Source organism: Chamaesiphon sp. (assembly GCF_041738855.1).
Classification (GTDB): Bacteria; Cyanobacteriota; Cyanobacteriia; order Cyanobacteriales; family Chamaesiphonaceae; genus Chamaesiphon.
In genome coordinates this window covers 1-25,205 of the sequence record NZ_JBGSPA010000025.1, presented here as the reverse complement: position 1 = coordinate 25,205, position 25,205 = coordinate 1, and the positions used below count along the sequence as shown (strand labels likewise).

The 25,205-nt window shown below is 47.6% G+C and carries 24 protein-coding genes, 1 tRNA gene and 1 other RNA gene; 13 read left to right on the top strand and 13 right to left on the bottom strand.

From position 1 onward, the window contains the following. Window positions 1-37: 37 nt before the first annotated feature. A complete protein-coding gene (locus tag ACEW9I_RS03250; protein WP_373538936.1) occupies window positions 38-307 on the top strand; it encodes a DUF3146 family protein in 270 nt (89 codons plus the stop codon). Window positions 308-507: 200 nt separating this feature from the next. Beyond that, a complete protein-coding gene (locus ACEW9I_RS03245) occupies window positions 508-957 on the top strand; it encodes a hypothetical protein (protein WP_373538935.1) in 450 nt (149 codons plus the stop codon). A gap of 261 nt (window positions 958-1,218) precedes the next feature. Here the strand turns inward: ACEW9I_RS03245 and ACEW9I_RS03240 are convergent, their stop codons facing one another. From ACEW9I_RS03240 to ACEW9I_RS03225, 4 genes are all read right to left on the bottom strand, one after another. Further along, complete coding sequence (locus ACEW9I_RS03240) at window positions 1,219-1,854, bottom strand: peroxiredoxin (RefSeq protein WP_373538934.1); 636 nt, start codon at window positions 1,852-1,854, stop codon at window positions 1,219-1,221. A 314-nt stretch (window positions 1,855-2,168) separates the two neighbouring features. Continuing rightward, the gene (gene murA, locus ACEW9I_RS03235) at window positions 2,169-3,545 is read right to left on the bottom strand and encodes a UDP-N-acetylglucosamine 1-carboxyvinyltransferase (RefSeq protein WP_373538933.1); all 1,377 of its coding nucleotides are present in this window, start codon (window positions 3,543-3,545) and stop codon (window positions 2,169-2,171) included. A gap of 328 nt (window positions 3,546-3,873) precedes the next feature. Next, window positions 3,874-4,806, bottom strand: a complete 933-nt coding sequence (crtR, locus tag ACEW9I_RS03230; protein ID WP_373538932.1) for a beta-carotene hydroxylase — start codon at window positions 4,804-4,806, stop codon at window positions 3,874-3,876. Window positions 4,807-5,297: 491 nt separating this feature from the next. Next, window positions 5,298-5,369: transfer RNA gene (locus ACEW9I_RS03225), tRNA-Lys, on the bottom strand. 416 nt (window positions 5,370-5,785) lie between these two features. On the opposite strand from ACEW9I_RS03225, the gene metG reads away from it, so the two are divergent. The 7 genes from metG to ACEW9I_RS03190 all read left to right on the top strand — a co-directional run bounded on the left by metG (window position 5,786) and on the right by ACEW9I_RS03190 (window position 13,662). After that, a complete protein-coding gene (gene metG, locus ACEW9I_RS03220) occupies window positions 5,786-7,423 on the top strand; it encodes a methionine--tRNA ligase (RefSeq protein WP_373538931.1) in 1,638 nt (545 codons plus the stop codon). Window positions 7,424-7,539: 116 nt separating this feature from the next. Next, a complete protein-coding gene (locus ACEW9I_RS03215) occupies window positions 7,540-8,130 on the top strand; it encodes an NYN domain-containing protein (RefSeq protein ID WP_373538930.1) in 591 nt (196 codons plus the stop codon). A 133-nt stretch (window positions 8,131-8,263) separates the two neighbouring features. Next, window positions 8,264-9,388, top strand: coding sequence for an LPS export ABC transporter periplasmic protein LptC (lptC, locus tag ACEW9I_RS03210; protein WP_373538929.1), 1,125 nt, complete (start codon window positions 8,264-8,266; stop codon window positions 9,386-9,388). 22 nt (window positions 9,389-9,410) lie between these two features. Further along, entirely contained in the window at window positions 9,411-10,253 is an 843-nt protein-coding gene (locus tag ACEW9I_RS03205) for a cell division protein FtsQ/DivIB (protein WP_373538928.1), read from the top strand. A 249-nt stretch (window positions 10,254-10,502) separates the two neighbouring features. After that, complete coding sequence (gene ftsZ / locus ACEW9I_RS03200) at window positions 10,503-11,726, top strand: cell division protein FtsZ (RefSeq protein ID WP_373538927.1); 1,224 nt, start codon at window positions 10,503-10,505, stop codon at window positions 11,724-11,726. A 325-nt stretch (window positions 11,727-12,051) separates the two neighbouring features. Continuing rightward, on the top strand, window positions 12,052-12,186 hold the full coding sequence (locus ACEW9I_RS03195; protein ID WP_373538926.1) for a ribbon-helix-helix protein, CopG family: 135 nt from the start codon (window positions 12,052-12,054) through the stop codon (window positions 12,184-12,186). A gap of 279 nt (window positions 12,187-12,465) precedes the next feature. After that, window positions 12,466-13,662 (top strand): S-layer homology domain-containing protein, encoded by a 1,197-nt coding sequence (locus ACEW9I_RS03190; protein WP_373538925.1) that lies wholly within the window; start codon window positions 12,466-12,468, stop codon window positions 13,660-13,662. A gap of 17 nt (window positions 13,663-13,679) precedes the next feature. On the opposite strand, the gene ACEW9I_RS03185 is transcribed toward ACEW9I_RS03190, so the two are convergent. Continuing rightward, window positions 13,680-14,813 carry an iron-containing alcohol dehydrogenase family protein gene (locus tag ACEW9I_RS03185; RefSeq protein ID WP_373538974.1) on the bottom strand — a complete coding sequence of 378 codons (1,134 nt, stop codon included), beginning with the start codon at window positions 14,811-14,813 and terminating at the stop codon, window positions 13,680-13,682. A 277-nt stretch (window positions 14,814-15,090) separates the two neighbouring features. Here ACEW9I_RS03185 and ACEW9I_RS03180 point away from each other — a divergent pair, with 277 nt between their 5' ends. Continuing rightward, on the top strand, window positions 15,091-15,507 hold the full coding sequence (locus ACEW9I_RS03180) for a photosystem I reaction center subunit II PsaD (RefSeq protein WP_373538924.1): 417 nt from the start codon (window positions 15,091-15,093) through the stop codon (window positions 15,505-15,507). Between the two features lie 68 nt (window positions 15,508-15,575). Here the strand turns inward: ACEW9I_RS03180 and ACEW9I_RS03175 are convergent, their stop codons facing one another. The 6 genes from ACEW9I_RS03175 to ACEW9I_RS03150 all read right to left on the bottom strand — a co-directional run bounded on the left by ACEW9I_RS03175 (window position 15,576) and on the right by ACEW9I_RS03150 (window position 20,442). Next, on the bottom strand, window positions 15,576-16,331 hold the full coding sequence (locus ACEW9I_RS03175) for a Uma2 family endonuclease (RefSeq protein ID WP_373538923.1): 756 nt from the start codon (window positions 16,329-16,331) through the stop codon (window positions 15,576-15,578). A gap of 167 nt (window positions 16,332-16,498) precedes the next feature. Next, window positions 16,499-17,197, bottom strand: coding sequence for a ribose-5-phosphate isomerase RpiA (gene rpiA / locus ACEW9I_RS03170; protein WP_373538922.1), 699 nt, complete (start codon window positions 17,195-17,197; stop codon window positions 16,499-16,501). Window positions 17,198-17,326: 129 nt separating this feature from the next. Beyond that, a non-coding RNA gene (gene ssrS, locus ACEW9I_RS03165) (6S RNA) lies at window positions 17,327-17,516 on the bottom strand. Window positions 17,517-17,698: 182 nt separating this feature from the next. Beyond that, complete coding sequence (locus ACEW9I_RS03160) at window positions 17,699-19,324, bottom strand: B12-binding domain-containing radical SAM protein (RefSeq protein WP_373538921.1); 1,626 nt, start codon at window positions 19,322-19,324, stop codon at window positions 17,699-17,701. A gap of 115 nt (window positions 19,325-19,439) precedes the next feature. Further along, a complete protein-coding gene (locus tag ACEW9I_RS03155) occupies window positions 19,440-19,961 on the bottom strand; it encodes a DNA phosphorothioation-associated protein 4 (protein ID WP_373538920.1) in 522 nt (173 codons plus the stop codon). Window positions 19,962-20,277: 316 nt separating this feature from the next. Next, on the bottom strand, window positions 20,278-20,442 hold the full coding sequence (locus ACEW9I_RS03150) for a hypothetical protein (protein WP_373538919.1): 165 nt from the start codon (window positions 20,440-20,442) through the stop codon (window positions 20,278-20,280). A gap of 92 nt (window positions 20,443-20,534) precedes the next feature. Here ACEW9I_RS03150 and map point away from each other — a divergent pair, with 92 nt between their 5' ends. Then, a complete protein-coding gene (map, locus tag ACEW9I_RS03145) occupies window positions 20,535-21,362 on the top strand; it encodes a type I methionyl aminopeptidase (RefSeq protein ID WP_373538918.1) in 828 nt (275 codons plus the stop codon). Between the two features lie 283 nt (window positions 21,363-21,645). Continuing rightward, window positions 21,646-22,416, top strand: coding sequence for a hypothetical protein (locus tag ACEW9I_RS03140; RefSeq protein ID WP_373538917.1), 771 nt, complete (start codon window positions 21,646-21,648; stop codon window positions 22,414-22,416). Between the two features lie 282 nt (window positions 22,417-22,698). Here the strand turns inward: ACEW9I_RS03140 and ACEW9I_RS03135 are convergent, their stop codons facing one another. Both ACEW9I_RS03135 and msrB read right to left on the bottom strand, forming a co-directional pair. Continuing rightward, window positions 22,699-23,157: a CBS domain-containing protein gene (locus tag ACEW9I_RS03135; RefSeq protein ID WP_373538916.1), complete on the bottom strand. Its 459-nt coding sequence runs from the start codon at window positions 23,155-23,157 to the stop codon at window positions 22,699-22,701. Window positions 23,158-23,350: 193 nt separating this feature from the next. After that, on the bottom strand, window positions 23,351-23,764 hold the full coding sequence (msrB, locus tag ACEW9I_RS03130) for a peptide-methionine (R)-S-oxide reductase MsrB (RefSeq protein ID WP_373538915.1): 414 nt from the start codon (window positions 23,762-23,764) through the stop codon (window positions 23,351-23,353). Between the two features lie 104 nt (window positions 23,765-23,868). Between msrB and ACEW9I_RS03125 the strand changes: the two genes are divergently transcribed. Further along, a complete protein-coding gene (locus ACEW9I_RS03125; RefSeq protein WP_373538914.1) occupies window positions 23,869-25,200 on the top strand; it encodes a hypothetical protein in 1,332 nt (443 codons plus the stop codon). The last annotated feature ends 5 nt before the right edge of the window (window positions 25,201-25,205 follow it).

Genomic DNA, 25,205 nt, shown 5'->3' with positions numbered 1-25,205 from the left:
AGATCTGTATCTCTAAGGGCAGTCCTCAATCGCAACCATGGCCAAACGTCAGCTCCCAGAAACAACCGCACATGTCCGCGTCACCCATCACTCTTGGCAATTTGGAAAAGTGCTCGGCGAAGTCACTGCTGGCGAATTTTGCTGGGAATTTCAGTGGTGCTGTCGTGAAGGGCAGCTAGAATTGATTGTCGAACCAGCTCTCGGACGTGCTCTGATTCAAGATGCACTGGGGCGATTTTTAAAACAGTGGGACTATCAATTAGAGGCTGGGGGGGATTATGAATTTACTGTTCGCGCAAAATTTTAATCCTGCTCAAATCATCGAAAATTGCTGCTTACTGCCTAGTCGCAATCTCAGTTAATTTAGATAACCTGGATGCCGCTGACAGCTAGAAATCTAGCTCATATCGAACATTTTGCTACCTAGCGGAGTTATCCAAAAGGTGTCACAATCAAAATCGACTGTCAGCTCAGTCACATTCCTACTGAAATTTTCATTCTCATACTGTGAAAAAATTAACTTTAACTGCTGCATCTACCGCAATTTTGGGTTTAGCGATCGCGGCTACGGCTGCTCCTAGTTTCGCTCAAAATCAACCCAACACGACCACCACACCTGCAACTAAAGTCGCTCCTGCGCCTACGGGCACTCCTGCCGCCCAACCACCATCGATCGACCAATTAAAGCTCACCAAAGATCAACAGATCAAATTATCTAAACTTCAGCAAACCGTTATGCAGAAGAAGATTGCTGTCCTGACTCCCAGTCAACAGCAGCAAGTGCGGACAGCCATGCAACAGGGTAAATCACCAACGTTGACATTGACTGTCGATCAACAAAATCAGCTCAGAGCGATCCAAACCGCAGCTCTGGCTCAACAGGATGCAATCCTCACCTCCGAACAGAAGCTCAAGCTGCAAGAAATCAACAAACAGTACGCCCCTCAACAAAAATAGAGTGGGAATCGTGAGTAATGGGGCAGCTTTTGTGCAGGAGCAAGTACCAATTCCTGCCCCTAATCACCTGAATTCAAGAGCGCGGATGGCATAACTCACACTAGCTCCCCAACTTGTCTAAAAAGTCGGGGAGCCGATCTGTCCTCACCACCTTGGCAGTTGCGATCCTTACCCAAAAAAACAGCCTGATGGCTGTGTGGAAACGCTCGATCGATGTCAACTAATCCTCAGCGATTTGGATCGCTGAAGTTGACGATCGAGCTATTTATTGGGCTGAGGAGTCATCCGCAGATAAGGCTTGAGTTCGTTGATACCTTTGGGGAATTTCACCTTGGCATCTTCAGTGGAGATGGTTGGGACTACCACACAGTCACCACCATCGACCCAGTTGGCAGGAGTTGCCACGCTGTAGTTATCAGTGAGTTGCAGTGAGTCAATTACTCGCAAAATCTCACCGAAATTCCGTCCGGTACTAGGCGGATAAGTAATCGTCAGTCGGAGCTTTTTGTTGGGATCGATAATAAATACCGAGCGGACAGTCACCATTGCATTCGCATTGGGGTGGATCATGTCGTACAAATCGGAGACTTTTTTGTCTGGATCGGCAATGATCGGATAGTTCAGAGCTGTACCTTGGGTTTCCAAGATATCTCCTACCCAACCATTGTGTGAATCTACGTCATCAACACTCAGCGCGATCGCTTTGACATTCCGCTTATCAAATTCTGGCTTCAATTTGGCAACTTCGCCAAGTTCTGTGGTGCAAACAGGGGTGAAATCCTTGGGATGGGAGAATAAGACGACCCAACTATCCCCAGCCCATTCAAAGAAATCAATTTCGCCGTGAGTAGTAGCCTGTGTGAAGTTGGGTACGATGTCCCCTAATCTTAACTGCATATTCTATCTAAATAGGTGAAAGTGGATCGAAGCAACTATCGATCCTGACACACATTTATCTCGATCTCCAACCAATATACATGTTTATTTACGATCGAGTCTGCACGGTCGATGGCGATCGCCGTCATAAATCATGCGGTTGAAATCAGCTCACACCTTACACCAACTTGCAAATGCAAGATGTAATGATGCAGAGCCGCGAAGCTCCAATCTCACGGCTCCCCCATCATCTCCGGCATACCGACAAGTTGGCAGCAGTAGTTGAGGTTGTAGGTAGCAACTTAGGTTAGTTACTCGTGCCCAAGCACTCACTTCTAAACCCTAACTATGACCTCTTCTGGATGAGCGACGAGATCGCCATCACCGTTGACGTGAACTCGCTCGATTTTAGCTCCCAGATTTCGCATTTTTGCTTCCAAGCGATCGTAACCGCGATCGAGATGATGCAAACCTTGAATCGTAGTTTTGCCTTGAGCAGCCAAACCCGCTAGTACCAACGCCGCCGAAGCACGCAAATCTGTCGCAGTTACGGTCGCGCCAGAGAGCATCGCCACCCCTTCCACGATCGCGTGATTGCCTTTGACTTTGATATTGGCACCCATCCGCTTGAGTTCGGCAACATGTTGGAGCCGATTTTCAAACACAGTTTCCGTAATCACACTATTGCCCTCACTAATCGCCAGCATTGCCATAAATTGCGCCTGCATATCCGTCGGAAAAGCTGGATAAGGCAATGTCTCGATATCCGTGCCCCTGAGTATCCCTGTCGGTACTACCCGCAGCCGATCTGGAGCATCCAGCACTACTTTGGCACCGATCTGTTCCAATTTGGCAACCGCCGCAGTCAGATGATCGGGAATGACTGGAAACAGACTAATTTCCGAATTGGTAATCGCGCCAGCTACCAGAAATGTCGCCGCCTCCACCCGATCGGGGATGATACTGTAATCGGCTGAGTGGAGCTTGTCCACACCCACGATCGTAATCCGATCCGTCCCCGCCCCAAAAATTTTGGCACCGATCGCGATACAGAAATTTGCCAAATCGACAACTTCAGGTTCCTTGGCTGCGTTCTCTAAAATTGTCTCACCGTCAGCTAGCGTCGCCGCCATCATCAATGTTTCAGTCGCGCCGACACTTGGGTAGTCTAGATAGATTTTCGCTCCTTGGAGGCGTTTGCTCGACCCAGTTACATATGCATTGACAATCCCATGCTCGATTTCTACATGAGCACCCATTGCCTGTAACCCCCGAACGTGCAATTCGATCGGTCTAGCACCAATCGAGCAACCCCCAGGCATCGGCACCTTCGCTACCCCCATCCTCGCCAAAATTGGCCCGATCGCAAAAAAAGCTGCCCGTAATTTGGACACCAGTTCAAACGGCGGAGTATGACAGTTGAAGCCCGTCGTATCAAAATCCAGTACTTCACCATTGCGTTGAATCTTCACACCCAACGCTTCGATAATCTGACACATCTTGTCAACGTCTACCAGCCCAGGAATATTTCGGAGCCGACAGCCACTCGAACATAGTAAGGAGCCAGCCATCACTACTAATGCCGAATTCTTGGCACCACTGATTTGTACTTCCCCTGACAACTGGGTTTGTCCCCAGATGTGAATGACGGACTGTTCGGTGGCTGATATGTTTTGGGTGGTGGTTGTGCTAGTGATAAGTTTGTCCTCCAAATACTAAGAGAGTGTGGTCGGGATGATTATTTTTGCTTAAATCTTACAGGAATTAGGTAATAAATACGCTCAATTTGCAGTAATTCGGCAGCAATTCGAGCGCAATGAGTAAGATTTGTTACTAAAGCTGAACTTGTGGCACCATATTAAACACTCTTTAGTTTGACGAACAATGTGCCGATCGATACCGCGCTGCAAATTTGCTAGCAACTAAATTGCTGATAACTATCCTCAGCTACCCTCAGATCGAATTAGATCCACACTCCAAATTTTTGGGCTAGACAATTGTCTTGCCTAGCCCGATCTCTTTCCGCCTGAATTAATTCCGCTACTTTTTCCCAGGCACACTCAGCTCGTGTTCTCGTTCGACCACTTTCACTGGTGCGGATTTGTGATGAAATCTGATCCCTAGAAAGATATCATAGACAAAATGTAGGAAATCTTTGCCCTTCAATAATCCCAATGACTGATGACATCCTTTTGATTCTAGTAATGGCTTGGTGGCTTGGTAGGCAGCTTGATATTTATACCAGGGTATTGATGGCCAGAGGTGATGAATCAAGTGATAATTTTGTCCAAAAATGAGGATATTTAAGATCCCCCCAGGATAGACACGCGCGTTTTTCCAGCGATTGCGCTCTGTAAATGGACGATGCGGTAAATAGTCAAAAAATAGCCCCAGTGCCAACCCCACCACTAATGCTGGTGAAAACCAAAAATCAAAGATGTAGGCGGTATAACCATGCTGACAGGCAAAATAAATTACCAATCCGACGACTAACCGACTGAGGAACCATTCTAGTAACTCGTATTTGCGCCACAATTTGCGCTGGAAGAAGTAGATCTCATGATAAAAAAATCTGGCAGCAATCAGCCAGAGTGGACCACCTGTCGAAACATAATGGTCGGGATCGTTATCTGGATCGTTAACGTTGGCATGATGCTGGATGTGTACGCGGGTAAACACTGGATATGCAAACCCTAGCATCAGTGCGCTGGCATGTCCCATGATCGCATTGAAAACGCGATTGGGATGGGCGGCATTATGAGAAGCATCATGAATTACCGTACCTGCCATATGTAAAGCCAAGACATTGAAGCCGAAGCAACACCAACCTGGTAACTGCCATTGCCAGTAACCGATTGTCGAAATCGTTACTAAAGCAAGTGCGCCAAAGAACATGAAGACGTTGGGATTCAAGTCATCAGGCGGTCCCAAAAATTCCCTAGGGACTCTGAGGGGCTGCTGCGCCTCCGACATTAGATTTTTGCTCCTTTTACATGGGATTAAGCTTTGCTTTCGTAGTATACGCTAATCCCAGCCGATGATAAAGATTTGTGAAATTTTTTAAGCTAATGCAAAAGCCTAAATCGCCCTAAAACTGAGCTGTTGGGAGATTGATGTGCAGATCGGTGAGATACTACTAATGGAGTCGATCGCCGCAAGATCGCGAGTAAAGCCGCTCCCAGTAGCAGAAGATCGATTACAGCAGTGGTGAGATAATAACTCTAACTAATCGATCGCTCTCAAAAGCTGAGGATTTGTTATCTATCTCCGATTGTGAGAAATTCCGCTCGTTCGTTCGCTGTAGTATAGAGTGATCGGACTAAGCGGTGCGATGCAAAGTCCATTTAAAATGTGCTGCTAAATTCAGGAGCTAAGTAGAAATGGGCGATGTGGCGATCGCCATATCGCCCATTTCTGCCAGCAGTAATACTAACTGAAGGCAGTGCTACAACCTAATTTGTAAGTGGGTAACCCGAGGCTCGAACTCGGAACCAACGGATTAAGAGTCCGATGCTCTACCATTGAGCTAGTTACCCTGATAATTACTATATTTTAGCACCAAACCAATTACTAATTATGAATAGAGCTAGTGAAGTTGGTCAACCTCATTTATGATGGAGACTAGATCTAAGTCTCCACCACCTCGAATGTAATTTTTCCCAGCGGAAGAGACACACAGAAAATGTCAGAGAACGTGCCAACGACGCTACGAAAAACACTCTGCTCTGGAGTTTTCGATGTTCAAAATCAGTTTCAAAGTTTCGCACTCGTGCGCGTTGGTTGACGCCAACAGTCAGTCACAGTGTGAGCTGTGCTCGATCGCGCGCTCATTAATTTCAGGAGCGCCACCCACCAGCATCTAGCTACAGTCAAAACTTGAAAGTGATTTAAGTTGTTATTTGAGCCGCGCTCTACTTTTCGTCGATCGAGTTCGCCAAATTTTAGCTGCTATATGAATCACCCTGCCAACACCAATCGGTATTTTACTGTCACTACACCGCTATATTACGTCAATGATATTCCGCACATCGGACATGCTTACACTACGATGGCTGCCGATACGATCGCCAGATGGCACCGCCTCAAACACCGCAATGTCCTCTTGATTACGGGGACTGACGAACACGGACAGAAGATCGAGCGGACGGCGATTGCCGCAGGCGTCGAGCCTCAAGTCCACTGCGATCGGATTGTGGAGAGGTTTGACGCGCTCTGGAGCAAGCTAGACATCCAATATGACCGATTTAGTCGCACCACCGCACCCGCTCATCTCCAGATCGTCAATGAGTTTTTTATGCGGGTGTGGGAGCGGGGAGATATTTACCAGGGGACTCAGCAAGGTTGGTACTGCGTCTCTTGTGAGGAGTTCAAGGAGGAGCGCGACTTACTTGCTGACAAGCATTGTCCATTGCATCCGAGCAAGCAGGTAGAATGGCGAGATGAAAGCAATTACTTTTTTAGGCTGTCCAAATATCAACATCAACTCGAAGCTTTGTACGATCGCTGTCCCGATTTTATCCTCCCCAAAAGTCGGCGCAATGAAGTCTTGAAATTTGTCGCGCAGGGGTTGCAAGATTTCTCGATTTCGCGGGTCAATGTCGAGTGGGGTATTCCCCTACCGATCGATCCCCAGCAGACGATTTATGTCTGGTTTGATGCCTTGTTGGGCTACATGACAGCATTATTAGATCCAGATGCAGAGCCGACTCTCGACAATGCCCTCCGGCACAGATGGCCGATTAATTTACACTTAATTGGTAAAGATATCTTACGGTTCCATGCTGTCTACTGGCCAGCGATGTTGATGTCAGCAGAACTACCGATCCCCGATCGCGTATTTGCCCACGGTTATTTTACTAAGGATGGCAAGAAGATTAGTAAAAGTGAAGGCAATGCGATCGATCCGATCGAGTTAGTCGATCGCTATGGAGCTGAACCACTACGCTATTACTTCCTCAAGGAAATCGAATTCGGGCAAGATGGCGACTTTAATGAAAATCGCTTCATTGAAATAGTCAACGCCGATCTGGCTAATAACTTGGGAAACTTAGTCAATCGCACACTGGGCATGGCTAAAAAGTATTGCCAAGGTCGCGTACCACATTGCAGTGCTCAAGATATTGCAGCAGACAACCCGTTGAAAATATTGGGGCAAAAGTTAGGAGTTGAGGTAGATATCGCTTACAATGAGTTAGCCTTCAAAGCTGCTTGTGAATCAATTTTAAATTTAGTACACTCCAGCAATAAATATATCGACGATCTCGCTCCATGGACATTATTTAAGCAAGCCAAACATTCAGAATTAGCTCAAGTTCTCTACTCAGTGCTAGAGTCTGCCAGGTTGTCAGCTTATTTACTATCACCGATCGTTCCAAAGATTAGTACGGATATATATCGACAATTGGGATTGGATATCAATTTCGATGCCGTTTGTAGCAATCGTAGTGCCAGTAAGGACTCCAGTACCTCAGAGCTACCAGTTAACTGGGAACAGCATGGCGAATGGGGGATCTTGCAAGCAGATAGTCAGTTGGGTGAAGCCCAGCCAATTTTTACGAAATTAGAACTACTCGCCGCTGCTAGTAGTTAAATCTGGCAATTTTTGTCGATCGGTAAGCTCCAGCGATCGGGTTTCATTAGCAGAAATATATAAACCAATTTTTTTTAAATCTTCATTTTTCTAACTTTATAACTACCTCAATAATAATGAACAGTTTTAATCATGATGAAAACTCAATATTTTCAGCAAAACAAGTCTTAGAAAATCGTGGCAGAGTAGCAATTTTTGTCGATGGTTCCAATTTATTTTATGCAGCATTGCAGCTAAATATTGAAATTGATTATACAAAGTTGCTGGCTCGGCTCACTGGCGGTTCGCGGCTGTTGCGGTCGTTCTTCTACACTGGAGTCGATCGCACTAATGAAAAACAGCAGGGATTCTTGTTGTGGATGCGGCGCAATGGTTATCGCGTTATCGCCAAAGATTTGGTGCAACTACCCGATGGCTCCAAAAAAGCCAATCTCGATGTGGAAATTGCGGTAGATATGATGGCACTAGTCGGCTCTTATGACACCGCCGTGCTGGTCAGTGGGGATGGCGATCTGGCGTATGCTGTCGATGCAGTCAGTTATCGCGGTGTGCGGGTCGAAGTTGTCAGTCTGCGATCGATGACTAGTGATAGTCTGATCGATGTTTCCGATCGCTATATCGACCTCGAAAATGTCAAGGAAGAGATTCAAAAGACACCTAGAGTCAATAGCAATATCCTCACGATCTCTCCTGAAATTTGGACGTAATTAATTAGTCGCTCGATCGCGAGCGGCTACCTGCGCGGCGGGATGCCCCGTCGGGTGGCTACCGCGTGGAACCAGGATCGAGTAATCGAGTCAGATTGGGAAGGGAATCAATATCGAGCCAAAAGCTGGGCGCATGATCAAAATATACCGCTGCGTGAGAATAGTCTTGACGATCGCTCTATTGGGGATCGGTAGTTGTTCTGCTCCTGTCAAGCCTGAACCCACCAAGACTCCCATCGCCAGCGCACCCCAGCTCGAACTAGCAAATCTCAGCTTCGAGCAAGTCAATAAACAGGGTCAACCGCTGTGGAAAGTGCGGGCGCAACGTGGCGTCTACTCTCCCGATCGCCAACGTGCCAAGGTGACTAATTTAGATGGCGATCTGTATCAAGATGGACGGATCGTCATGCACGTCACGGCGAAAACAGGTGAAGTCGAACAAGCAGGCGAAAAAGTGTTCCTGCGTGGCGATGTCGTCACTACCGAAACTCGGAATAATTTGACTGTGAGTGGACAAGAAGTAGAGTGGCAACCAAAAGCCGATCTACTCATCATTCGCGATCGCGTTCGCGCCGAGCAACCTAAATTCCAAGTCAATGCTACCGAAGGGCGATACTCTACCCGCAAGCAACAACTGGATCTCACGGGCAAAATCACCGCAGTTGCCAGCGATCCCCGCTTGGCAATGCAGACAACGCACCTGATCTGGCAAGTCAAAGCGCGCCGAGCGATCGGCGATCGACCCACCCAAATCCAACGCTACCAAGGCGATCGCCTCACTGCTACAGTGACCGCCAATGGCTTTGCTAGTCAACTCGATCGCCAAATCATCAACTTACAAGGCAAAGTGCAATTGAATGCTGTCGATCCCCTAATTCAGGTCAATGGTGAATCATTTGCCTGGAATCTCAACCGCGAAGTGGTGACAGCCGATCGACCGCTGACGATGGTCCACCAACAGCAAGCAGTCACTTTCACTGCCAACGCTGGCGAGTTGGATCTCCAAGCCTCAACAGCGACACTTGCAGGTAACGCGCGGGGAGTAGCAACTCGCAATCGCGCAAACATCAGTGCCGATCGCTTAATCTGGCAAATCCCTTCCCAACAACTGATCGGAACTGGTAATGTAGTCTATCAACAGATCGATCCACTCATCAAATTTACTGGTGCTCGTGGCGTCGGCAAGCTCCAAGATCGCTCGATCGTCGTCAGCAGTGACAGCAAGCAACGAGTTGAGACCGAATTTGTACCTAATTAAGAGTCAGCTAACTGTTAGTCCCGTGCACCAATCTGCATCTAAAGAACAATTGCGGCAACGTCGTCGCCAATTACGACAACAACAACGCGTCAGAGTTATCAAATCTCTGTGGCGATTTTTGTGCATGAGTGGGATTTTGGCTGGATTGGCGTGGGTAGTAAACCAACCTGACTGGACAATCTCCCAACCCGAACAGATTCGGATTGAGGGGAACCAGTATCTGAGCGATCGGGCAATTCGATCGATGCTAGCAATTCCGTACCCAAAACTGATTCTGGAATTGGCTCCAGAGCAGTTGCGATCCCAACTGTTCTCACATGGCTCGATTGCCAGCGTCCAGATCGATCGCGGTGTCCTCCCGCCGCAGCTACGCGTCCAAGTGAGGGACACTCTGCCTGTGGCACGGATCGGGCGATCTTCAAGCCTTCAATCCCAGCTATTTATCGACGAACGGGGTCTCCAATTGCCACTGTCTAGTTACCGCCCGACGGTTTGGCGATCGCTCCCCAGGCTACAACTCGTGTTGCCCCTTCAGGGCACCTGTCCGCATTGGACACAAATTTATCAAGTAATTCATACTAGTCCAGTCGCTGTGGGGCTAATTGACTGCCGTACCCCCCAAAATTTGATGTTGCAAACTGAAGTAGGTAAGATCGCCCTCGGTGGGTTTACTGACAAGTCTCGGTTGATTTATCAAATGCAACAACTCGATCGACTCCGCGATTGGCAAAAACATCTGTCCACTGATGATGTCGAGCTGCTGAATCTAGATCGTCCCGATCGCCCTAAGTTGCAGCTTTATCCCGCTGTACCTACCGACACTCAGCCAAGTCCTACCACAGATCGAACATCATTCAAACTCTAGTTACATTCGGCTACATCAATAGCATACTAGAGTCAATGATTGCGACTTTAAATTATTTTTCTATAATTTCTACATTCTAGCTGATTGATTGTCTAGCCGCCAATCGAAATCCAGCCCAGAATTAACCTGAGTTCCAACTAAGGTCGATCGATGCTGTCCAAAATATATCTACTACATATCCATGTAATTTCAAAAAATATCTATAATGCGGGTTAATATGCTTTAAAAGCCTCTAACAACAACTACTGCATGACTAACTCCAGTCCACTCTCCTATCCAGGATTCAACAGCCACTCAATCCGAAATGGCTATATCACACCAAGGGATGACAGAATGTCCGACGATATCACTCCTAGCAGTATAGCCCGCATCAAAGTTATTGGTGTTGGCGGTGGCGGCAGTAATGCGGTAAATCGCATGATTGCTAGCGATATTGAAGGCATCGAGTTTTGGACTATGAACACTGACGCCCAAGCACTCTCTCATTCAGATGCGACGCGACGGATTCAACTCGGTCAAAAACTTACCCGTGGACTCGGTGCAGGTGGCAATCCAGCCATCGGGCAAAAAGCTGCCGAAGAATCTCGTGAAGAAATCGCGATGGCTCTAGAAGGAGCCGATCTCGTTTTTATCACTGCGGGGATGGGAGGTGGTACTGGCACTGGTGCGGCGCGGATTGTGGCTGAAGTTGCCAAGGAAATGGGTGCTTTGACTGTCGGAGTTGTCACTCGTCCCTTCACCTTTGAAGGACGCCGACGGACAAATCAGGCGGAGGAAGGTATCAGTGGGTTGCAAAGTCAGGTTGATACTTTAATTATTATCCCCAATGATAAGCTGCTCCAAGCGATCAACGAACAGACTCCGGTTCAAGAAGCATTCCGCATCGCAGATGACGTACTGCGATCTGGGGTGCAAGGAATTTCTGATATTATCACTATTCCTGGCTTGATCAATGTGGATTTTGCAGATGTCCGTACTGTGATGGCAGATGCCGGATCGGCGTTAATGGGCATCGGCGAAGGATCTGGCAAGTCACGCGCACGGGAAGCAGCAATCCAAGCTATCACTTCACCACTGCTAGAATCTTCGATCGAAGGTGCGCGAGGTGTGGTCTTGAATATCACTGGGGGGTCGGATATGACCCTGATCGAAGTAAATACTGCTGCGGAGACAATTTACGAAGTCGTAGATCCCAACGCAAATATCATCTTCGGTGCCGTAATCGACCCGCAGATGCAGGGAGAGATGCGGATTACAGTCATCGCCACCGGATTCACAGGCGAGATTGCCGAGCCAGTCAACCGTCGGCAGCCAGCCGCTGTGCCAACACGGAATCCAGCTGCGTCATCCGACCGAGATCGCCAACCACCAGGAACATCAACAAACACTGACAACTTTCCCAGACCTCAGCCACCTCAAAATCCTGGTGCTGACTTACCTGCTTTTCTGCAAAATCGTCGCCCTAATCGCTAGTACGAGTTCGGGCACACGCTTGAAACGTAGCAGTTACTCAATCCTTGGGGTTGCTGCTACCGATCGAGCGGACCTACAGTTCGCAGTGGCTTGGAGCGCGATCGCGACTAGCTTGCCAAGTTATCGATCGTCGCAATTTAGATCTCGCAATTAGCTGCGATATCTAAATACTCAATTGCTGCCAGGGTTGGCAATCGATCTGAAGTAATTTTGTTACTTTTAATTTATGGTGAACATATTTAACGACAAAGATGGATCGGTTTCAATCGCTCCGAAAATTATGAACCAATCAACTCAGTATAATACTCCTTCAGGTACGCGTAATATGTCTTTAAAGCAATTAAATGTGAAGATTCCCGAACAAGAACTCAGAATTCTCGAAGCTTTTGCTGATAAAACTGAAAGAACTAAAACTGATATTATTAGGGAATTCATCAGATCTCTGCAAGCTAAAATATGAGTGATTCTCAGCAGTAGAGTGTTGTTAATTATCGCCAGAGCGCGCAGTGACGATCCTCAAATGACGATCGCCGCCTCGATCCAAGGGAGATGGTGCTAGATTTAGTACCATCTCCCCTTTTTCATAAATACTGTTGGCTTGGCATCGATCCGACTCCCACTATTAAAGTGTAGAAGATCGGCAGCGATGGACATTTGCTTTGTATCTACACGGCGATCGAACGTCCAAAAAACTCAAGTATAATGGAAATATTCAACTATCTTTGGACAAGAATTAATTGTGTCGCGATCGCAGCGTCGGATCGATATCATTCATACTCATCAATCTCGATTAGTTAGTTGTCTGGCAGCAATCTTGCTGTTACTTGGATCTGGATGCAGTGATGGCACGCTACAAACCACTTTAGCACCAGATCCACAGCTCAAATCACCACCAGTTGGCACAGTAGCATCTCCAGATCTAGCCACAGCCACCGCCCTCCCCGCCGATTTTCCCCTCTATCCTCAAGCCAAACTGCAATCGACACAAACTCAGGCACAACAAACGATCGCTACCTGGGTGACTCCAGATCCGATCGATCTCGTCTACACATTTTACAAAAAAGAACTAACTGCCAAGCAATGGGAGATTGTCGCCACACCTAGCGATAGTAATCCTCAACTAGTTGCCAAACAACAACTAAATGTCACCATCGCCGCCCAAACCGACCCTGCGAAACAACAGCCTGGACTGACAACCTACACGATTAGTTGGGGGGGAGCCAAGGTATCCGAGCCAGTACCCACACCCACCGCCGCTCCCAGCCCTACTCCAACCGGATCGCCCCTACCAACTACCAAACCCATCGCCACAGTACCAACCACCACCGCCGAATATTTAAAAGACCTCACCCAAATCGGTGTCCTCGCTAGTACCGACACTGCTCCCAATCGCCCAGTTAGCCGCCGTGAATACGCTCGATGGCTAGTCGCTGCCCACAATCGCATTACCGGAACCAAACCTACCCAGCAAATAAGACTAGCGACTACCGATACCAAACCCGCATTTCAGGACGTACCTGCTACCAATCCCGATTTTCCGAGCATTCAGGGCTTGGCTGAAGCAGGGCTGATTCCTAGTGCCCTGAGTGGTGACAATACTTCCGTTCTATTCCGTCCTGAAGCCTTGCTGACGCGAGAACAGATGATTTTGTGGAAGGTGCCCTTAGATACCCGCCAACCCCTGCCCACAGCCTCCCTTGATGCCGTCAAACAGACTTGGGGATTTCAAGATGCTGGTAAAGTCGATCCCAATGCCCTACGTGCGGTGTTGGCTGATTTCCAAAATGGCGATCGATCGAATATTCGCCGCGCTTTTGGCTACACTACTTTATTTCAACCCAAAAAAACCGTTAGTCTGGGCGAAGTTGCTACTGCGCTGTGGTATTTTGGTGCCAACAGTGAAGGCTTATCCGCGCGTGATGCGATCGGCAATTAGCCCCAGTAACCACTAGCTCAGATATTCCGTTCGGAAATTGGTATGAGTTCAGCTCGGCTTTCGATAATTGTCGTCGATACCATCGCGGCAACTAGTTGTGCTGGCGTCACCGTAAACGGCAAACGGTGAATGTCAGAATCAGGTTGACACGCCAGTGTTGCAGCATGATGTAATTGAGCGATCGTCACATTGCTCAACCCCAAATCTGCCAGGGTTTGCGGTAAACCGATCTCATTATAAAAATCGAGCAACTGGTGGCGGGCGGTAGCGGCTAACTGGTTACCTTGGAGCATTTCCTCTAGTCGCAGTTGGACTAAGATCCCGTATGCCACTTTTTCGCCGTGTAAGGCTTGGTGAGAGCCTGGGAGGTGCGTCAGACCATTGTGTACTGCATGGGCGGCTACAGTGCGACACTGGGCACCGCCTAGCCCACCGATGACCCCAGCGAGGAGGACGGTAGCATCGACGACTTCTTGCCAGTCGTCACCGCCAGGAGCGGCTAGTGCTGCTGCCGACTTTTGGAACAAGATATCTCTGAGGACGCGGGCTTGTTGGACTGCGGCAATCAGCAATGTCTGGGTCGAATGACCGCTACTGACTGAAGCTTCGTACCATTTGGCGATCGCATCACCGATCCCAGCAACTAGTGTCCGTGGTGGAGCGGTGGCGACGATACTATAGTCGAGGATGACGAGATCTGGACATTTAGCCAGACTGACATCAGATAAGAAAGCCCCCGCTTCAGAATAGATATTGGCTAATGCTGTCCACGCCGCACAGGTAGCTCCACTAGTCGGAATCGTCACGACTGGCAATTGACAGCGATAAGCCAATAATTTGGCGGTATCGAGACATTTACCGCCCCCAATGCCAATGATGACATCTGCTTGATGTGTGGTAACTGCTACCATCAAGCGATCGAGAGTACTTTCACAACAGTCAGGAGTATAGCCAATCGTTGCGATCTCTAGTTCGGGTCGATCGCTTAATCCTTGCAATTGACTCAGTTTTAGGCTCCGTTCGCCACCCACAATCAGCGGGCGGTGACCCAGTTTGAGAATATACTCGATCGCGGGAAGCAGCGCATGTTGACCTCGCACCACACGCGCAGGAGCAACCAGCAAGGAAATGGTAGTAGAATTCTCAGTCATGGCGATCGAACTACGGTTAATGATTAAATTATATTTGTTAGTACTCATCGGGGCTGTGGCTGAAAACCGATCCGGTGGTGACGGAAATCTAGTTCAGGTAGCCCATCGCTATCGCTAGTGTGCATCTAGCTGTAGCGATGGCATCGACTTTGATATCTACTGCCTTACCCCAAGCGATCGAGATCGACCCGATTGACTGTTACAGTTCTTGACGAGATGGCGATCGCACTCAGCCAGAGTGGTAGTATTTCCTAAAACCCTAATAACGAATAGTTTTATGGCAATCAAACTAACTGGCAAGACACCGATTTTTGGTGGCAGCACTGGTGGGTTACTCAGCAAAGCCGATGTCGAAGAAAAATACGCGATTACTTGGAATAGTCCCAAGGAACAAGTATTTGAAATGCCAACTGGTGGTGCTGCAACCATGGTATCGGGCGATAACCTGCTCAACTTCGCCAGAAAAGAACAGTGTCTCGCTCTTGGCGGTCAACTGCGTAAGTACAAAATCACCAACTACAAAGTATACCGCATTCTCCCCAAGGGGGAAATTACCTTACTCCATCCCAACGATGGCGTGTTCCCCGAAAAAGTTAACCCAGGGCGGGAATATAACGGTAAAGTCGATCGGAATATCGGCAGCAATCCTGAACCAGCAAAGCTCAAGTTTACTGGTAAAAGAACCATCGACTAGATCGACGTAACTTTTATAAGTATGACAAACGAGGTAGAACCGATCGGTTTCTACCTCGTTTTTTGCAGCTAAATCGTCTCTGGATCGATGCCTAGCTCTCGCAACTTGGCTGTGAGTTGCTGATTTCGAGCTGCTTTTACTGCCAATTCCTGTTCGGTTGTGGACAGAGTTTGGGCAATGGTTTCCAGTTCGCGAGTAGTAGTTTCCAGTTCGCGAGTAGTAGTCTCCAGTTCGCGAGTAGTAGTTGCTAATTGTTGAGAAACTTGCTCGAACGTCAGAAATATTTCGCCATCAGGTCTGTAAATTTGCAGTTCTGGTGGAGCACTCAGATCGAATTTAATTCCTAGTCGTGGGCTAGTCCAATCCTGCATGACTGGAATTTCAGTGAGATAATCATCCAATCGCTCCCATCCAGACAACGCATTAGTATCGGGATCGTAAATGTAGTATTCCGACACATCATGCCGATCGTAAAAAGCTAACTTAGCTGCCATCTCGTTGGTAGTATTTCCAGGCGAGAGGATTTCAAACACCACTTGGGGCGCAATTCCGGCTTCTTGCCATTGTTTGTATGAACCGCGATCGCCTTTTGGTCTTCCAAATACTACCATTACATCGGGAGCTACCCGCCGCTTGGGGTTGCCTTCCACGGGGTACCAAAGCAAATCACCCGCAACGAAGACATTTTCATCATTGGCAAATAACCAGTCTAGGTTGTATTTGACGATCGTTATCCACCGAAACTGTTTGGTATTGTCAGACATCGGTTTGCCATCGCTGTCGGGGTATTCGATTTGGTTTGATATTGGTAGTTGAGCAACCATAAGTTAGATGTTGGCGACAAGGTTCCTAGATCTAATTGTAATTTAGGTTGTAGGCTCTAGCGAGTTTGTGGGCATGGCGAAAATCAAACCACCGAGGCTCATGAAATTCACCTAAAGTCTAAAATCTAAAGCCCAGAGCCTAAAACCTAAAACCTAAAGCCTAACCCCTACATTTCCCTGATGATAACTTTCTCACCTTGAACTTCACCGACTAATACCAAGTCTGTCACGCCAACAAACAGACCATTTTCCAAGACTCCAGGAATATTGTTCAGCGTCTTTTCTAGCTCTGCGGGATTATCGATCGAGTCAAACTTGACATCTACGACTAAATTACCCTGATCCGTCACTACTGGGCCAGCTTTTTTGACACCCATGCGGAGTTGAGGTTTTCCGCCTAATTTTTCGATTGCCCGCATGACAGGGGTGACAGCCATCGCAATCACTTCGACGGGGACGAGAAAAGTACTACCGAGTTTATCGACTAACTTGGTATTGTCTACAACGACGATGAACTGTTCCGCCAGCGCATCGACTACTTTTTCTTGGGTATGCGCCGCGCCGCCACCTTTGATCAGATTTTTATGAGGATCGACTTCATCCGCACCATCGATCGCGATGTCGATCCGATCGACTTCATCTAGAGTAGTCAAAGGGATACCATACTGTTTCGCCAGCACTCGCGCCTGAAAAGAAGTCGGAATCCCCTTGACATTGGTAATTTCCCCCGCCGCCAACCGTTTGCCGATAAACTCGATCGCATACGCCGTCGTCGAACCCGTACCCAATCCCACAATCGAATTAGACTGTACCCGCGCCGCAGCAGCCTTCCCAACTTCCTGCTTCATCAAATCCTGTGGTGTCATGCTCTTATTAGTTTCATCAAATATCTGCTTATCTCACTTTATCAGTAAAACTCTGCCCTAATATCCACCATCCACCAACTACTACAAAACCCCTAGTACCACTACCAGGGGTTCGATCTTTCAAAATTTAGGTCAGCCGCAACGCCGTTTTACCTCAGTTTATGACCTGGTTAAAACCAGGTGGGTACCGGAAGTTCGCGCATAAAGTTTCTGAATACCAAAGTTCAGTCTACTGCCGCTAGAACAACATTAGTTCCCGTAAAAAATTCAAGCATAGATCAAAAAACGTTATTGGCAGTCACCAACGTCGCCGCCAGACCATCTCTACATCTTAAAGGGAGAATACTCGATCGGTCAAGGTGCAATACAGTTAGGTTGGTTGATGCGTCAGCGGTTAAAACCGCTGCTAGTGATGCAAAGTCCGCCTACACGGACTTAAACTAGAGTAGGGACAATTTATAAACTGCCCCTACCCTCAATTTTTGCTTTAATCTTGAGGCATTAGACAGCAGTCTCAGCTAGAGCCTCGACTGGTTCTGTGTTTGTTACTGCCATCGCTGCTGCTTTGATTCTGGCTTCCTCAGCCAGGAAGTCTGCCAATTGAGAGCCGATCTCGCGGCGGACAATGCCTCTGTACTCCAAGAAATGTTCGATTTGGGCACAGGTGACCAAATAGCTACTGACCCCACCTGGATTGAGCTTGTACATGCTCCAGAGGTTGCGCCAGAACTGCCAACGAGTAGAGCGCACTACTCCTTGACGCCAGCAGATGATGAGGAGGGCACGGATTACCATCCAGCTAAAATCTTTCTTACGACCTTCACCTTTGTAGGGGTAGGTAGCTTCGCCGAGCGTGAGGTAGTGACGGTAGGTGCGATCGAGGAACTTCGATGGCTCGTATAATTCATCGAAGGCATCCATATACTCGATGGCGATTTCTTCGAGCGGACGGGTGGGGACGAAGTTCATCAACGTGGTTTGGTTGATGTTGCCGTCCGCCGTGCCGCGCAAGCGACCTTCTTTGGCCAACCGATGCGATAGTGCGGTATCTGGCAATGCTTGGAGCATACTAAATACAGCGGTGGGAATATTTGTCTGTTCGACAAATTTGACGATGCGTTGTCCCGCACCTGTTTTCTCACCATCGAAGCCGATAATGAATCCAGCCATCACGCGCATCCCCGATTTAGCAATGCGTTCGACTGCTTCGCTCAGTGAGCTACGAGTATTTTGGTGTTTTTGAGTCAGTGCGAGGCTTTCCTCGTCTGGAGTTTCAATCCCTAGGAACACGGAGCCAAAGTTGCACTTGACCATCATATCCATCAGTTCTTGGTCATTTGCCAAATCGACTGAGGCTTCGGTTGCGAAAGAGAACGGATACTTATGTTCGACCATCCACGGCAATAATTCTTTGAGCAACAGTTTGACGTTGCGTTTGTTGCCGATAAAGTTGTCATCCACCATAAAAATACTGCGCCGCCAACCCAATTCGTAGAGATAATCGAGTTCTTTGAGCATTTGGGCTGGATCTTTAGTCCGTGGTTTGCGACCGTAGAGGACGATGATATCGCAGAACTCACACTGGAACGGACAACCCCGTGAAAACTGGACGGACATCTCAGCATAAGCATCGAAGTCTAACAGTTCAAAGCGTGGAATGGGAGTTGTCGTAACATCGGGACGTTCGCCATTGGGCGCACGGAAGGTGCCAGACAGTTGCCCTTGTTTGACTGCTTCGACAAACAAGGGGATCGTCAGTTCGCCTTCATCTAAAATCAAATAGTCGGCCCCAACTTGAGAGACTTCGTTGGGTAAAGCCGTAGCGTAAGGCCCACCGACGGCGACGCGTTTGCCTCGGCGTTTGGCTTCTTGGATCTGAGCGAGTAAATCTGGTTTTTGGACGATCATTGCCGAACAAATTACCAACTCCGACCAACTCCACTCAGCTTCGGTAACTTCCCGCACGTTGAGATCGACGAGCTGGTAATTCCACTCTTGAGGTAAGATTGCTGCAACGGTGATCAATCCCAATGGTGGGATCAAAGCTTTGCGACCCATCAGTTCGATCATTTTCTCGAACGACCAAAAACTTTTGGGAAAGCGGGGATAGAGGAGCAGAACGTTCATAATATTATCTCCAAGTAACGGCATTCCCCGTTAGGTGGAATGATGGACGCAGACAACTAACTTGACTGACTTTAGTTTAGTTGGTTTTGTTTCTTTGGCAACATATTTACTCGATTTAACTCAAGAATTTTCGGAGATCGAATTCGACGGGCGCAGTAGTGAGGGGATCTGCTCCCGTCGAATTGGGTGCATTGGGAGCGGTAGATGCAGTTGATGGACTTGCTGTCTCTACTGACAACATCAACAAAATCCGCTCGGTATAGTCTACCGCGCCACACAACTCGCGATCGAGAATATCCAACCCACCATTGGCATACTCCTCGAAGATCTCAATCCGCTGCTGTTCAAAATCCGCTCGGTCTGGTGAGATAACATTAATATTCTCAGTAGCGGCGATCGCCATCAGTTTCATCACCGCATCGTAACCGCGCGTGATGAAGATGTCCATGCTAATCGGCCCTGGTTCTTTTTTAGAAATTTCGCCGAGTGGGACTCGTTTTTGGTGTTTTGCACCCAATACTGCTGCAAATAAGATGATATCGGCATAGATCTGGAAGGGGCTATTATTTTCAGTCGATGCCATTAATGATTTGACTAGTTCGGCTTTGTCTTTAGCGACTCGGATGCGATTTTCCATCTAATTATTTATCACATTGATAATGCCTGAAACCCTACAATGACGATAGAACCCATTTGAGATTTCCTAGCGGGGAGGGCGGGTTCGGATACCTACGGTAGACAGTGCCAACGCCAACAACATCGATTTTGTAACATTGATATTAGCTAGCATAACCCTCCCACGGTCGATCTCTCAAATGTATTGGATAAATTTATAGACTTGTAGGATCGGGTGCTTGGTGCAACCTTGGCTGAGGAGACCGCCCGAGCGACACAGCTATGCTTACGGCAGGCTTGCGCCAACGCCGGAATGCAAAGGTGGCATCCGCCTAGAGTCAAAGGGGATATGCTCGATCGTTAAGTTTTTGGAGATGAACGATCGCACAGAGCAACCCGAACTTTTTTGGCACACCCGCTCCTGTTTCATAGCGGGTGCGCCAAGGCACAAATAAAGAACTAAAATAGACAAAGGCACAGTCCAAATTTAAGGGTTGTCTCAATGTGGTCGATCGCGTTGCGAAATTGACTAGAACATCCTGCTACCGCAGCAGTTGCCATCTTTTTACCTTTACTCAGCCTGCTCCATCACGATATGAATATTTTCAGCGATTTACTTTTACAAAAGCAGCAACCCACCCGCGAAAAGAAGCAACAAAAGGGGATTCAGATCAAAACTGAGCGGGAAATTGGAATCATGCGCCAATCTGCCAGAATTGTCGCTACTGTCTTAAAAGAAATTATGGTGATGGTCGAGCCAGGAATGACGACAGCCGATCTAGATGCCTATGCTGAGAAGCGGATTCGGGCAATGGATGCCATTCCCAGCTTCAAGGGTTTGTATGGCTTTCCCGCCTCGATCTGTGCAAGCATCAATGATGAAGCCGTACATGGCATCCCCAATCGCAAGAAAGTCATCAAGCAGGGAGATGTACTCAAAGTCGATACAGGGGCTTTCTTCCAGGGTTTTCATGGCGATTCTTGTATCACGATCGGCGTTGGCACAGTCACACCTGCGGCTGCTAAACTCATCAAAGTTGCCGAGGAAGCCCTCTATAAGGGCATCGAACAGGTGCGAGAAGGTGCTTACCTCCTGGATCTCGCTGGAGCAATCCAAGACCATGTAGAGGCCAATGGCTTCAGTATCGTGGAAGATTTCACCGGACATGGAGTAGGGCGCAATCTGCATGAGGAACCATCGGTATTTAATTTCCGCACCCGCGAGATGCCCAATGTGAAACTCAGAGCAGGGATGACGATCGCGATCGAGCCAATCATCAACGCTGGATCGAAGATTACCAAAATGATGCCCGATAAATGGACGGCAGTAACTGTTGATAAATCTTTGTCTGCTCAGTTCGAGCATACAGTACTGGTGACCAAAGACGGTTATGAGATTTTGACCGATCGAGATTTAGTCTAAAAAAATCAGTTGACAGCAAAGTTAAAGCTAACTATTTAGATCCCCGACTTCTCCAAGAAGTCGGGGATCTGTCTTGTGCGGTTGAAAAAGTAGCATAAGCCGATCGCGAGTCCCATCGCTCCCAAGCCAGAATGGAGTCAATACGTTCGGTTAACCTAATTTCTTAGATTGGATTAGTCCGCGCAGGCGGACATTACGCATCATTAGCGGCGACTTCAGTCGCTGACTAACCGAACTGTATTGAGAATGAAGTATCCGCAAATATCAACACTAACTATAAATTATGTACGGCAGTATTGCAGTCTTTAATTCTGGATTACTTTTTATCGCTTTATTAGCGTTTGGTTTATTAAATTGGTTTCAGATGCCCACAGGTAGTTTGTGGGATTGGGCGGTCGGGATTGGTATTTTTGAATGGACGATTTTGATCGTCACGGTACCGTGGAATATTTATTTTAAAGCCAAAGCCGTCGCTCAGACAGGACAAGAGTCTCAGCTACAAGGGATCGCGATCGAACAGCGTCAAATTCAATATGCCAGCAGCATAGCCAACAAGTCTCTAATCGTCGCGATCGGGTTGCATTTGGGTACGGCAATCGCGTTATATTGGTTATCAATTAGTGGTGTTACCGCGCTAGGTTATTGGAGTTCTGTGGGCGTACTCTTGCTGACATTATTGCGTCCGGCAATTAGTACTTATGAGTATTTAGCAACTCGATTGGGGGATATGCAAAACCAATTTGTGTACCCGCGTGAGGATATATTTGAGTTGCGCGATCGATTTGTCAGATTGGAAGAGCGGGTGACTCAACTAACCAACCAACTCGATCCCGATGAAGATACATCTTGGCTGAGTCAACAAAATTATCGCTGGGAAACAAATCGCGAGGAAATTGCTAAACTAACAGTAGCGATCGCCAATCACAAAGCAACTAATGAGTCAGAACATCAACGATTGGCGCAAGAAGCCAGACAGGCGATTTCACAAATTACTGTCGATGGCCAATTTCTCGAACATGCCCGCGAATTGATTCGGTTCTTTAAAGAAGCCTAAATTAACGTGAGTATCTCCTGTCGGAGAGGCTACGCTAACTGGTTAAGGATATTTGCTCCGCTCTGGTACCGCCTCCGATTGAAATCGGGGCTAGCATGGCGAAGTCCGCCAGCGCGGACAAGTTAATCAGTCCGCGCAGGCGGACTTTGCATCACGAACCGAGACTTCCAGTCTCTGGGCACCTCTTATCCCGAATTCAGGTTAAATTAAAAGATAGGGGTAATTCATGAATTACCTCTACCCTGAATTTCTAGCGGTCGTTGTTAGTTGCGATCGCTGAATTTATCCAACCGCGATCGCGCGGACGATATCACTTTCAGTAATAATTCCGATCGGGTGGTTTTGCTCGTCCACTACAGGTAGACGGTGAATTTTTTTATCATGCATGAGTCTGGCTGCTTCTGAGAGTGATGTATTCGCCGCGATGGAGATTGCATGTGGAGTCATCACTTCGCCAACTGTTTGTCCTAAAGCTTTGTGCAAATCGCGCTCGTATGTCAATGGGTTTTGGAAATAAATTACGCCACCTAAAAAGATCATGTATGGGGGCTGCTCCAAGCCTTGTTCGCGCCACATCAAATCTGATTCAGAAATCACGCCTACTAGTTTTCCAGTTTCATCAATTACAGGTAACCCACTAATGTGTCGAGCGACTAGTAACTTGACGGCATCCGCCAGTGGCGTACTGGGAGTAACAGTTAAAAGGTCGCGATTCATCCAATCTGCAACAATTTTTGACATGATTTACCTCATCTGGAGATGTGTGGGTAGTTGGAGAATTTGATGGAGTAGATCGATCGAATGGATAGATTTATTATAACAGTCGCCAAATAATTGTCGCTCAATCTTACGATATCTTGATATCCGTCAACAAGACTAATGGTGGCGATCGTCAAATATCGCCACCTCTAAAAGAATTGAGAATTTTAACGAACTATGCGGCTGGAACGAACTTCATGGAAATACCGTTCATGCAGTAACGTAAGCCAGTAGGTTTTGGGCCATCTTCAAATACATGCCCCAAATGCGAGTCTGCGTGTTTTGAGCGAATTTCAATCCGCGTGGCGAATAGCTTATTATCTACCCGGGAAATGAGATTGTTCTCTTCGATAGGGCTGGTAAAGCTTGGCCAACCGCAGCCGGAGTCGAATTTTTCGAGAGAGCTAAATAAGGGCTCTCCAGACACAATATCGACATAAATTCCTTCGGCTTTATTGTCGCAATATTTATTCTCAAAAGGCCGTTCTGTTCCTTCTTCCTGAGTGACTCTAAATTCTTCCGGGGTCAACTTTTCTTTCAGCTCTTCTTTGCTCGGTTTTTTAAACGTCTGGGGGTCAAAGATTTTCATATAACTCCTCTTCGAATCCGGTCATACCACGAAGCTGTCTAGTTCGCCTCAGCGCTTTGCCGCGGCCCAGGCTTTGCTTAGTGCACTTACGTACACATGGGGGAATGATGAAAAAAAATATAATGGTATTTGTCTGTTTCTTCCTTTGGGTCACTGCTTCTTCGGCGATTGGGGCAGATGACTGGAAGGAGCATAGAGAGCATTGGCTGGATAAACTGCCCGGTAGTGGGGCATCGGCACCCAAACGAAATGACAATGCAGAAAATCTGGTTGATGAGCTTCGCTTTCGCTCGCTAAAAGATATGCATAAATTGAGAAATGGCCAGATTTCAGGGCAGCCATGGAGTGACTTCTATTGGCCCTTCTATATGGGCACCATCGCAAATCGCTATGCCGATCCACAGTTTCCAGCAAGCATGGATTGGTTTGCCAATCAGACTTATTTAAATGAGCAGTTAGGGCGTGGTGATCTTCTGAAATTTTCTCCAGCAGAAAAATATGACCTTCTGATTGGAGACAAAAATTTTACTCTAACGAAGTTAATGATTAATTATGGCAAACCCTATCATGAAAGGGAAAATAAGGTCGCTACTTGGATGGGGCTTTGTGACGGATGGGCGGTCGCTTCTTTTATGGAAAGTAGGCCGGCTAAGCCCGTAGAGGTAATTGGAGTGAATGGGGACAGAATTCTCTTCTATCCCTCCGACATCAAGGCTCTAACTACGCTTTTGTGGGCCAAAGGGCGATTTAGAATTAGATTTATTGGTGGAAGATGCAATATTCAAAAGCCAGAAAGAGACTCCAATGGAAGGCCCGTGGATCCTGATTGCCTCGATAATAATCCAGGCACTTGGCATCTTGCGGTAGTAAATCAAATTGGCCACTCCAAGCGCAGTTTTATATTCGATACCACTTACGATCTGGAAGTTTGGAATCAACCAGTTCTTAGTTACTCTTATTTTTACTTACATCCAAAAACTGGAAAAAAAGTGAACTCTATTTCCAGTGCAATTTTTCCGATTACCTCAGACGACCCGATACGCCACCTCCGGGCTCCTACTGCTGTGAGTCTCGTTAAGATTCTTATGAACGTGACTTACTTAGCAGAACGGCCGCCAACTACCTTACCTGATAGCCCAAGGTTAGACATGAAGAGGTTCGCAATCTATAAATACGAGCTTGAGCTTGACGATAAAGGAGAGATTGTAGGCGGCGAGTGGCTACAGGAAAAGCGGCCGGATTTTCTATGGGTTCCACCGGTGGGCATGAAGGCTAAGTCTGTTGGAGACTACCGCTTGGATCGAATTAGAGACAACAGCCAATGGGAGTTATCCCAGCCTCTTCCTCAGGCCTGGAAGGAGCCTGCGATGATTAGCTCAAGATCCAGTCAGCCCTTGGGCAGAATCGTGGAGCGCCTGTTAGAATTCTCTAAATAATTTCT